The 11,529-nt window shown below is 52.6% G+C and carries 7 protein-coding genes; all 7 read left to right on the forward strand.

Features of this window, described 5'->3' with window-relative positions:
- The 7 genes from dnaA (at position 1) to HRU78_00035 (ending at position 11,516) form a co-directional block, all read left to right on the forward strand.
- A complete protein-coding gene (gene dnaA / locus HRU78_00005; protein QOJ22219.1) occupies positions 1-1,374 on the forward strand; it encodes a chromosomal replication initiator protein DnaA in 1,374 nt (457 codons plus the stop codon).
- A 190-nt stretch (positions 1,375-1,564) separates the two neighbouring features.
- Entirely contained in the window at positions 1,565-2,680 is a 1,116-nt protein-coding gene (locus tag HRU78_00010; GenBank protein QOJ22220.1) for a DNA polymerase III subunit beta, read from the forward strand.
- An 83-nt stretch (positions 2,681-2,763) separates the two neighbouring features.
- Positions 2,764-5,184 (forward strand): DNA topoisomerase (ATP-hydrolyzing) subunit B, encoded by a 2,421-nt coding sequence (gyrB, locus tag HRU78_00015; GenBank protein QOJ22221.1) that lies wholly within the window; start codon positions 2,764-2,766, stop codon positions 5,182-5,184.
- Between the two features lie 262 nt (positions 5,185-5,446).
- Positions 5,447-7,114, forward strand: coding sequence for a hypothetical protein (locus HRU78_00020; protein QOJ22222.1), 1,668 nt, complete (start codon positions 5,447-5,449; stop codon positions 7,112-7,114).
- The gene (locus tag HRU78_00025) at positions 7,111-8,535 is read left to right on the forward strand and encodes a hypothetical protein (protein QOJ22223.1); all 1,425 of its coding nucleotides are present in this window, start codon (positions 7,111-7,113) and stop codon (positions 8,533-8,535) included. Before HRU78_00020 ends, HRU78_00025 begins: the two co-directional genes overlap by 4 nt.
- Positions 8,536-8,935: 400 nt before the next feature.
- Positions 8,936-10,342, forward strand: coding sequence for a Fic family protein (locus HRU78_00030; protein ID QOJ22224.1), 1,407 nt, complete (start codon positions 8,936-8,938; stop codon positions 10,340-10,342).
- A gap of 115 nt (positions 10,343-10,457) precedes the next feature.
- Entirely contained in the window at positions 10,458-11,516 is a 1,059-nt protein-coding gene (locus HRU78_00035) for a PD40 domain-containing protein (protein ID QOJ22225.1), read from the forward strand.
- Positions 11,517-11,529: the final 13 nt, after the last annotated feature.

The following is an 11,529-nucleotide window of genomic DNA, read 5'->3' on the forward strand; positions in this document are numbered from 1 at the left end:
ATGCAATCGCTGAATACGTTCTGGCTATCTTGTCTCGATCATTTTAGAAAAGAGCTCAATGCGCAGCAATTCAACACCTGGATCAAGCCATTACAGGTCGATCCCGTGTTGAATAGCAACAACGAGGTGATATTGATCGCACCGAACCGCTTTGTCTTGCAATGGATCAAGGATAACTTCATCGCGCACATCGAAGACATGGCGCAGGCGTATTTCGACAGAAAAATCCAGTTTCACCTGAAACTTACCGAACAAACAGAAGCAAAAGCCGCCTCGCCCGGTGCAGCACCGGTCGAAGTTCAGCAAGAAGCGAAACCGGAGTCGAAAACCGCCTATCAGCCTGCGCGGAAAAACCCCAGCGGCCTGAACCCCAATTTCACTTTTGACAATTTCGTCACCGGCAAAGCCAACCAGCTCGCCCGCGCCGGAGCGATTCAGGTAGCGGAATCGCCCGGCATCGCGTACAACCCGCTGTTCATCTACGGCGGTGTAGGTCTGGGAAAAACCCATTTGATCCAAGCGATCGGCAATTACGTGCAGGAAAACGACAAAGGTGCCAAGGTTCGCTACGTGCACGCGGAAAAATACGTGTCCGACGTCGTCAGCGCCTACCAGCACAAAGCGTTCGACAAGTTCAAGCTGTACTACCATTCGCTCGACCTGCTGCTGGTGGATGATGTACAGTTCTTTGGCGGCAAAAACCGCACGCAGGAAGAATTTTTCTACGCCTTTAACGCGCTGGTCGAAACGCACAAACAAGTGATCATCACCTGCGATACCTATCCGAAGGAAATCACCGGTCTGGAAGAACGGCTGGTATCGCGCTTCGGCTGGGGGTTGACGGTTGCGGTCGAGCCGCCGGAACTGGAAATGCGTGTGGCGATCCTGTTGAAAAAAGCCGAGATGGAAAAAATCCGCCTGGACGAAAACGTCGCCTTTTTCATCGCCAAGCACATCCGTTCCAATGTGCGCGAACTGGAAGGCGCATTGAAGCGCGTGCTGGCTTTTTCGCGTTTCGTCGGTCAGGAAATCACGCTGGATCTGGCGAAAGAAGCGCTGAAGGACTTGCTTGCGGTACAAAGTCGGCAGATTTCGATCGAAAACATCCAGAAAACTGTCGCCGATTACTACAAAATCAAAGTATCGGAAATGTATTCGAAGAAGCGCTCACGTATCGTCGCACGCCCGCGGCAAATGGCGATGGCCATCGCCAAGGAATTGACGTCATTGAGTTTACCGGATATCGGTGAAGCGTTCGGCGGTCGGGATCATACCACCGTGTTGCACGGCTACCGCAAAATCAACGAACTGCGCGTTTCCGATCCGATCGTGAACCGGGATTTCAACGCGCTGATCCTCATTTTACGAGGTTGATAACGGTTGAATAGCTTGTGTATAACTCGTGTTTTAAAAAACGCGCCATTTTTATCCACAAACTATCCCGGCACTATACCGTCGCTATACAAACAAAAAATTTATGCTATCTTGTTGATATTCAGAAGATGTTAGAAACGATACAAAAGAATGACAGGCCTTATCTATTTATTACTATTTTTTTATTTAAATGCTTTTAATTAAAACCAACCGGGATACGTTGTTGAAACCGCTACAAACCGTAACCGGAATCGTCGAACGCCGTCAGACACTACCTATCTTATCCAATGTGCTGATCCGGCAAAGTGCGGAAAAGACCTCTTTTTTGACCACTGATCTGGAAATCCAGATTAAAACGGTTACAGCGATGGACTTGGCATCCAAACAGGATTTTTCCCTGACGGTTTCGGCAAAAAAACTGCAGGACATTTTACGTTCACTCGCTGGCGACGCCGAAGTCGCACTGACGCGTCAGGACGATCATCTGTACGTTAAATCCGGCAAAAGCGCATTCAATCTGCAGATACTGCCAGCAGAAGATTTTCCGGAAGTCGCAGAAGAGTCCGCATCGGAAAATGCCATTACGCTGCAACAACAAGAACTGAAAAACCTGCTGCACCATGTGCAATTTGCGGTTGCCCAACAAGACATCCGCTATTACCTGAACGGGTTATTGCTGCTGACGGACGGAAAACAATTGATCAGCGTCGGCACCGACGGGCACCGTCTCGCGTATATCGCAGCCATGTTGGATAAGGCGCAGAAAAAACAGGAAGTCATTCTGCCGCGCAAGGCCGTGTATGAATTGTCGAAATTGCTTGAGGACAGCGAAGATCCGGTTACCATCGAGTATTTCCAGAACAAAGTACGGTTTTCCTTCTCCGGCATTGTTCTGACTTCCAAAGTGATCGACGGTAAGTTTCCCGACTACAACCGCGTTATCCCGACCCGGAACAACAAACAGTTTGAAATTAACCGCCAAACCTTCCTGCAAGCGTTGCAACGGGTATCGATACTGTCCAACCAAAGCGAAAAATTCCGTGGTGTGCGCTTGATCGTCAGTGAAAATAACCTGCGTATCGTTTGCAAAAACAACGAACAGGAAGAAGCCGAGGAAGAGCTGGAAATCAACTACAGTGAAGAATCGGTGGATATCAGCCTGAACATTACTTATCTGCTCGATTTATTAAACAATGTGGATAGCGAAACCGCGCTGTGCGCGTTTGAAAATGCCAACAGCAGTGTGCTGATTACAATACCTGGGAACGATGCGTTTAAATATATCGTCATGCCGATGAGAATTTAACCGCACGTGAGCAAGCGCTCAGCAAAATCCGCAACTATCGAAGCTATTTCCTGCAACTTACATAACCCTGAAAATCCTGACCAATGAGCGATCAAAACCCCAACGTACCTAAAGACAGTTCGAGCGATTACGATTCCGAAAGTATCAAAATCCTGAAAGGATTGGATGCCGTGCGCAAACGGCCCGGTATGTACATCGGTGATACCAGCGACGGCACCGGCTTGCATCATATGGTGTTCGAAGTGGTCGACAACGCCATCGACGAAGCACTAGCCGGGCATTGCGATGAAATCACCGTGACCTTGCATCCGGATAACTCGATCAGCGTGCTCGACAACGGCCGCGGTATTCCGACCGGCATCAAGCAGGATGATGAACTGAAACGCTCAGCGGCGGAAATCGTCATGACCGAACTGCACGCCGGCGGCAAGTTTGATGACAATTCGTACAAGGTGTCCGGCGGTTTGCACGGCGTCGGCGTATCGGTGGTCAATGCGCTGTCGGAATGGCTGAAACTGACCATCCGCCGTGATGGCAAGGTGCATCATATGGAATTCCGTATGGGCGTGCCGGTCAAGCCGCTGGAAGTGATCGGCGAGAGTGAACGGCACGGCACCGAAGTGCATTTTCTCGCCAGCAAGGGCATTTTCGGCCATGTCGAATTCCATTACGATATTTTTGCCAAGCGCCTGCGCGAGCTGTCGTTTCTGAACAATGGCGTGAAAATTCATTTGATCGACCAGCGCACTGGTAAGGACGAAAACTTCGCCTTTACCGGCGGCATCAAAAACTTCGTCGAATACATCAACCGCAGCAAAACCGTGCTGCATCCAGCGATTTTTTACACCATCGGCACTAAAGACAACATTGCCGTCGAAGTCGCGATGCAATGGAACGATAGCTATACCGAGCAAGTGCTGTGCTTTACCAACAACATCCCGCAAAAGGACGGCGGCACGCATTTGACCGGCCTGCGCGCAGCGATGACGCGCACGCTGAACGGTTACATCGAAAAAAACGAACTGGCGAAAAAAGCCAAAGTGGAAACCTCCGGCGACGATATGCGCGAAGGTTTGTCGTGCGTACTGTCGGTGAAACTGTTCGAACCCAAATTCTCGTCACAAACCAAGGAAAAACTGGTGTCGTCGGAAGTGCGGCCCGTCGTGGAAGAAGTCGTATCGCAAAAGTTTTCCGAATATCTGCTGGAAAACCCAGTCGACGCCAAAACCATATGCAACAAGATCATCGACGCCGCCCGCGCGCGCGAAGCCGCCCGCAAGGCGCGCGAATTAACACGCCGGAAAGGCGTGCTCGACAGCATGGGGTTGCCGGGTAAACTGGCCGATTGTCAGGAGAAAAATCCGGAATTGTGCGAACTGTACCTGGTCGAGGGCGATTCCGCCGGCGGTTCCGCCAAACAAGGGCGCGACCGCAAATTCCAGGCGATCATGCCGCTCAAGGGCAAAATCCTGAACGTGGAAAAAGCCCGTTTTGATAAATTGATCTCGTCGCAGGAAATTATTTCGCTGATCACCGCGTTGGGTACCGGCATCGGCAAGGACGAATACAACCCGGACAAACTGCGCTATCACCGCATCATCATCATGACCGACGCGGATGTCGACGGCTCGCATATCCGCACGTTGCTGCTGACGTTTTTCTACCGCCAGATGCCGGAACTGATCGAACGCGGCCACGTGTACATCGCGCAACCGCCGCTGTACAAAATCAAGCACGGCAAAAAGGAACGCTACGTCAAGGACGACCATGAGTTGAAGCAATATATGCTCAGCCTCGCGCTCGATGGCGCCGAACTACACCCTGGCGAGACCAAGCCGCCGTTGAGCGGCGACACACTGGAAAAAATCGCCAATGAATATATCCTCGCGGAAGCGGTCATCGAGCGCATGAGCCAGGCCATCGACAGCACCGTCATGCATGCACTGCTGCGCCAGCCCGATGTCGATTTAAGCAACGGTCAAGCCGCGGCGGACAGCGCAGTCCGTTTGGCTGGGCGTGTCAAAGATGTCGAAATCGCCGCGGAATTCGACGAAATTCATGAGCGCTACCGCCTCAAAATCATGCGCATGATGCACGGCAACACCGTCACCAGCTACCTGGACAGCGATTTCCTCGATAGCGGCGACTATGAACAAATCCGCAAAACCGCACAGGTGTTCGACGGCCTGATCGGCCAAGGCGCTCACGTGCAACGCGGCGAGCGTAAACAAAACGTCAGCGAATTCAAACAAGCGCTGGAATGGCTGCTGGACGAAGCGAAAAAAGGCATCAACATCCAGCGCTACAAAGGCCTCGGCGAAATGAACCCGAGCCAGCTCTGGGAAACTACCATGGACCCGCAAAACCGCCGCCTGCTGCGCGCGCAAATCGAAGACAGCATCCTCACCGATGAAATCTTCACCACACTGATGGGCGACGTCGTCGAACCGCGCCGGGCGTTTATTGAGAAGAATGCGTTGAGGGCGACGAATATTGATATTTAAGCTATCTGATTGTCGGATCAAATAATTTCTGAATAAAATCTCAGAATTTATGGTAGTGGCGCTCCACTTATCCACGTAGAAAATTGCTGATCGACTGGTTATGACTTGTTCTGGTCAGTCAACTTTCGAGCACATTAGACTGCTTCGTGGCAGTTGCGGACGTTACCAACAGGAACTTGAGAATCAGGCATTGCATAGCTAGCGCGATGTATATATACGTGATTTAGAGGCACGGATGGATCATTCCAAGCGGCGAAAAAACATGCTTGACACAGTAACAGGGCTTAAAGAGCTTCTTGAGCCAGGGCTGCTGGGGAACTACACCTGGTTTGAGGCGGTTGAGGTCATTGCTTTCAGTCCCGTGCAGACCACCGATGAGGTGCTCGTGCGAAACATCTTTTCCATTTATGTCGCAGAGCCCGGCGAGCGACCTCCAGAGCCAAAACAGCTCTTCTTGGACAAAAAATCAAGGAAGCTCAAGGGCTTGGAGGGGTGGAGCTTTAGAGTTACCAAGCGCCCTATAGGAATTATTGAACTGCTGGCGTGCATCGAGCATTACGGCCATACCGGAGTTTGGATTCCTCTGGATCAGAAAGCCCTCCAGGTAGGCAGACTCGTGGCTGCGCCGCCGATGTTCTGCCCCCCCGATTCGCGCACCGAGGTTCCCCTTAACGCAGTCCTGAAGAACAACTTCTGGTCCGGTTCGTATGTAATCGAACTCAAAGATGAGGGCAAGTCGACGTTGACAGACCTCGTTCGGGACGATGTCCTCTTCGAGGAGCTGTCCGAGTGGCTCACCACGATGCTGCCATTGAACATTGCGCGCGTGCCTGACCGCATCGGCGACGTGTTGTTCCAGATTCCGTCGAGTGCCCTGATTGCTGAGTTCCGGCGCCCCCCTGGCATGCCAGTGTACCTCCGCATGGCCTGGCACCCCGAAATCGCTGCCAGGCCGGTGGTTGGGGAATACCGTGTCGAACAGGATGGGTTAATCGCTTCCCTAGCGCGTTTTGAGTTTCCCGTGGGTGCCGCGAGCCTGGACATTCCTTCCACGTCCGGCGACCTCCGCTTCTCAGTATGGGACACGCAGAAGCAGCTCCTGCTGGCCGCGACGGCCCCGCTCCTCGCCCCCGACGGAAAGTGGCGGGTCGAATCGTATATGAGTACTGGAATCGAGCAGCCGCGCCGATTCAAGGTAAAGGGGCCAGTCAACACTGTCGAGACGCATGAAATCGGCCTCACGGAACCTGCTGGCGGCTGGCGCGGCCATAGGCAGCCACGGCGTCCAGAGGAGGTCGACTGGCGAGCAAGGCGAGAGCTCAAGGCCCGCATGAAGCAACTCGTAGCGTCCCGTAGGTTCGTGCAGTACGGCAACGGCAATGCAAGCCCGCAGGAGGAGCAACGGCGAGCCCTTGAGGACATCCGCCACCTCATCCGGACTGCAAGTCAAGGCGCGATATACCTGTGGGACCCGTACCTTTCAGCGAACGATGTCCTCAACACACTTGCGTTCTGCACGGACGCAGGAACGGAGCTCTGGGGATTGACTTCGGCAAAGCCGTCGAAGAAGAGCTCTTGTGACGACGAGGATGATGACGGAACGGACATCGAGGTGACCACTGCCCGGGAAGCTTGGATCAAGGCTCAACAGGATACGCTGGATAAGGCGTTCATCGGTCCGTCTAACATGAAGCTCGAGTTCCGTATGAGCTGGGGTATTCAGGGAAGCTTCCATGACCGCTTCCTGATATTTCCTGGCCTGGGGCGCGATCGAACGCGAGTCTGGTCCCTGGGGGCGTCCATCAACCATATCGGCGCGCAGCATTGTATCGTTCAGGAGGTGGCTTACCCGGAGCCCGTGCTACAGGCATTCAAAGCTTTCTGGGATCAAAGTAACCAGCCTGAACACCTAATCTGGAAATACTCATGAAGCAACGCAATATCCTCGTTGGAATTGCCGACAGGGCCACAAGAGCGCGACCATATAAACCGACCTCCTTGAATCTATCCCTCGTTGAGAGAGGAGTAGAGGCGTTCGACGCGGTCTCGTCGAAGTTATGCGAAGAGTTTCCGTTTCTATGTTCATATAAAGAGGAAATGGAGGGTTCCGAGCTTGAACAGTTCGACGGTTTGTTTGCTTGGCTTACTGAACAGCTCCGTACATTCCCCAAAGACGCCACAAATCCAGAGCAAAGCTTGACGAATATATTGGCACTCGCAGCCCTGCTCGAGTGTGATGCCCTGCTGTGGAATGAATTGGCGAAGGCAGTCTCAAATGTTCCAGAACTGCTGACCATAACCCTGACCAAAATAATCAAAAAAAATAGGGCTGATGGTCAAGAAATTCTCGCCGGCGCTCGCTACAGCGCCAATGAGATTCAGGTGCTTTTCGCCGACGTCGCGTCGAAGGATTGGAAATCGGTGGAATGGGTAGTGAATCATCTATGGGTGGAAATTCGGTCTCCAGCTAAACAGCATGCGTCGGCCGCGCTGTATCGGTTTGACTACCCACGCCTAAAATCCATCCTTGAAGAAGAGAATGACTTCTTTGAGATTGCTGCCTACGTCTTCCACGCACCTGCCGCCCAATCCCTGCAACTCGCCATCGCAAGCACGAACTGGACATTCAAATTCTGGGCGCTGTACCACTCAGTAAGATGTGCCGAAAGTGGCAGCGAGGGCTACCCAGTGGAGTGGCAAATCCTTTTGTCTGAAGCGGCCAAAGTCCCCGACGAGTGGGCGCGATGGCTAGCCGTCCTGAATAAATACCCGGGGCGCTATCCGCAACTTCAAGAAGCTCTGGGAAACACTCTTGCCAGCGCTTCAGGCGAGGCGCTCGACGCATATGTATCGTCCATCTCGGGGGTTTCTGATTTTGGACGGGACGAAATTGCAACTGCGCTGACGGTTTTCCGGAAGAAGGCTCCTGCATGCGACCGACAGCGGCTATGGACCGCAGCGTTTGATAGATGGAAGAGATGGGATTTTGGGCGCACAGAGCATTCCAAAAGTCTATTCCGTGTGGAAAAGAGCTCTTTTGATTTCCCGGTTGTAGGATATCTGACAGAATGCTTGGACTCCCAAGCGCGCGCCGAATGGATTGCGGAGCTACAGGTACGCGCCGCCGCCATTGAGAGAATTTGGCATTCAGATATTACATCTGCAATGTCGGAAAGGTACAAACTAATTTCAACATATCAACTTATTGCCCACTCCGAGGCAGTAGCAGCCGGCGAGCCAAAATGGCTTTGGGAGCCCCCGTTATATCAACCAACATGGGAGGATGGAACGTTTTACCGCAGCCTCAAGTACGATGACACTTTGATACCACCCACGTTCTATAGTAATTGAGAATGCCCAGTTCAACAGGCTTTAATTATATGTGTGAGACAGCCAACAAACCGCTGGCATCGATCGTGCACATTATTTGCCGTCGAATCCGAGTCGCAACAGTCAGTGCTCAAGCGGATCCACACGCTACTAAGCGAACTTCCGCTCCTGGCCAAACTTGAACATTCGGAATTCAGCCAGCCAAGTGGCAAATTCCGCTTTATTCAGAAATAAATACAGGATTTCATAGCGTGATCATCAAGCTTGCGGACAACGAGTTGTCCGGTCACAATTGACTTAATTCATTGTAAAAAGGGCATTTCAATCAATCACTGATGATTGGCGCAAATTTTGACAAATCGCGCCAATAAAGTTAATCTTTTGGCGTAATAATCTCCCTATCGCGTCAAATAATCTTGTTATGCCAAAAAAACTAACTGATGACTTGAACGAACGGATCGAAGCCGAGATTGCCCGGCACGTCGAAGGTGTCGGTATCGACGTGCTGCATGCAGCATTGGCAGAGATAGTCAGCCGCCGTACGTTGCAGCGCCGTCTTGCAAACTTGACCGATCAAAAAAGGGTGTTTGTTTCCGGTAAAGGTCCGAGTCTGCGCTATCGCCAATCCCAAATAATCTATGCCCGGATTCATGAACCGGCTTTAACCGCAGCTTCGCCGGGCACCGAGGTTGATACTCCGGTATCGCCGGAGGGGGAAGAGATCCGGCACTATGTGCGTCAGTCCCGGCAACAGCGGGCACCGGTCAGTTACAAGCAGTCTTTCCTGGAGCAATATACCCCGAACAGTACAGCTTATCTCCCCGAATCTTTGCGCACGCAATTGCACAACCTCGGCCGTCCGGCCACGCCAAAGGTTGAAGACGCTCCGGCGGGTACTTTTGCCCGCGACATTCTCAACCGTTTATTGATTGATCTTTCCTGGGCCTCGTCGCAACTGGAGGGTAACACCTATTCGCGGCTCGATACCGAACGCCTCATCGAATACGGGCAAGCCGCCACCGGTAAGGATGCGCTGGAAACTCAGATGATCCTCAACCATAAGGCGGCGATTGAGTATCTGGTGCGTGATACCGAACATGTGGGTGTTAATCCGGAAACAATCATCGCGTTACATGCCTTTTTGTCGGATGGTCTCATGCCCGATCCCGCAACTTGCGGCCGCCTCCGTAGCCGGCCGGTCGAAATCGGTGGCAGTGTTTATTTGCCGATCGCCTTGCCTCAGCGTATCGAAGAGCTGTTCAGTGTCGTTATCGAGATGGCGGCGGAAATTCTCGATCCCTTTGAGCAAGCTTTCTTCCTGATGGTGCATCTGCCGTACCTGCAACCGTTTGAGGATGTCAATAAACGCGTTTCCCGGCTGGCTGCCAATATTCCCTTCATCCGGAACAATCTCTCACCACTGTCGTTCATTGATGTCGCTTCAAAGGATTACATCGAAGGGCTGCTCGGCGTCTACGAACTCAATCGAGTGGAGCTGTTACGCGACATCTTTATACGTGCCTACGAGCGTTCCTGCCAGCAATACGTCGCAGTGCGCCAGCAGCTGATCCCGCCGGATGCTGTACGCCTTCGCTATCGCACGCAATTGTCGGCGCTTGTTGCGGCTATTGTTCGTAGCGGTGCTAAAGCCGATTTGGCAGCGATCCTGTCCCAAGTGCCTGATACTGTGGCCGAGATTGATCGTGAACGTTTCGTCGCGCTGGCCATGGAGGAATTTCAGAATCTGCATTCCGGCAATGTCATTCGTTTTGGCCTGCGGCCGCTGGAATTTGCAGTATGGCAGGAAAGAAATAGTGGCGATACCTGATGGTATTCAGCATATACGACTCTTCATATCACTCGCAAAAAATCAAATTGCAATACCAGGTGCATCAGCCTATTCTTCCTAAAAGCCAAAGCTACCTAAAATGGAGGGTCAATCAATGAAAAAGAATCTTTTGATGCCAAAACTTTATTCCATCCCGCTGGCGCTCATCCTGGCGCAGGGTGTTTCGTATGCCATACCGGGCATGCATGGTTCCGGCAGCGGGGCGGCGACGGAGCAGCCCAGAGTCTCGAACAGTCTCGGCGGGAAAATCAATTCGCCTGGATCGGAAATGGAGATCACGTACAGCGCCGACGGCAAGACGGCGATTTTTGTGTCGACGCGCGAAGGCAGTGTTCAATCGCCCGGCGGTAACTACAGTTTCGATATCTGGATGTCCCATCTGGTCAACGGTGAGTGGCAGGAGCCGGTTCATTTGGGGCCGGGAATCGATCCCACGGTGGGACCGAACATCAATACCTCGGCGTGGGAGCTGGAGCCGAGCTTTTCCGATGACGGCAATGTGATTTATTTCACCCGTTACGAGCCGGGCAATATGCTGTCCGGCGATTTGTACGTGGTGCAGAAAGTCGACGGGGTGTGGCAGGCGGCCAGAAACTGGAACGATGTGCCGGAATTGCCGAGCCTCAATACCTCGACCGGTGAGGAGCATTGTCCGATTATCGCGTCCGACAGCCTGATTTATTTCAGTTATCACCAGCCCGGCGTGACGCAGGATAGCGATATCTGGAAAGTTGAGAAAAAAGACGGTGTGTGGCAGAAACCGGTCAGTCTGGGAGCGAAAATCAATTCACCACAGCGCGATCACATGCATTGGACTGGGCTATCGAAAGACGGCAAGAGTCTGATCATCACCAGCATGCGCACCGATCTGGGTTCGCGCGGCGGGCATGACGAGTGGATTGCGCGGCAGAATGCCGATGGCGAATGGCAGGAGCCGGTCAATCTCGGCGATGCGGTCAATACCGGCGGCGAGGATATGTGTTGGACCTTTACACCAGACGGCAAGCAATTCACCGGTAGTTGGGGACCGCACGGCTCGTACGATATGGATATCCGCTCGATTAGCAAAAGCGATGTGCCGCTGTTGAAAAACTTCGAGCCGATCGGGCCGCCGCCCAATTTGCTGAAAAGCAGTAAAACGAAAGCGAATTAACAAACAGATTATT

The sequence above is a fragment of the Gammaproteobacteria bacterium genome (assembly GCA_015709635.1).
Lineage (GTDB): Bacteria > Pseudomonadota > Gammaproteobacteria > Burkholderiales > Nitrosomonadaceae > Nitrosomonas.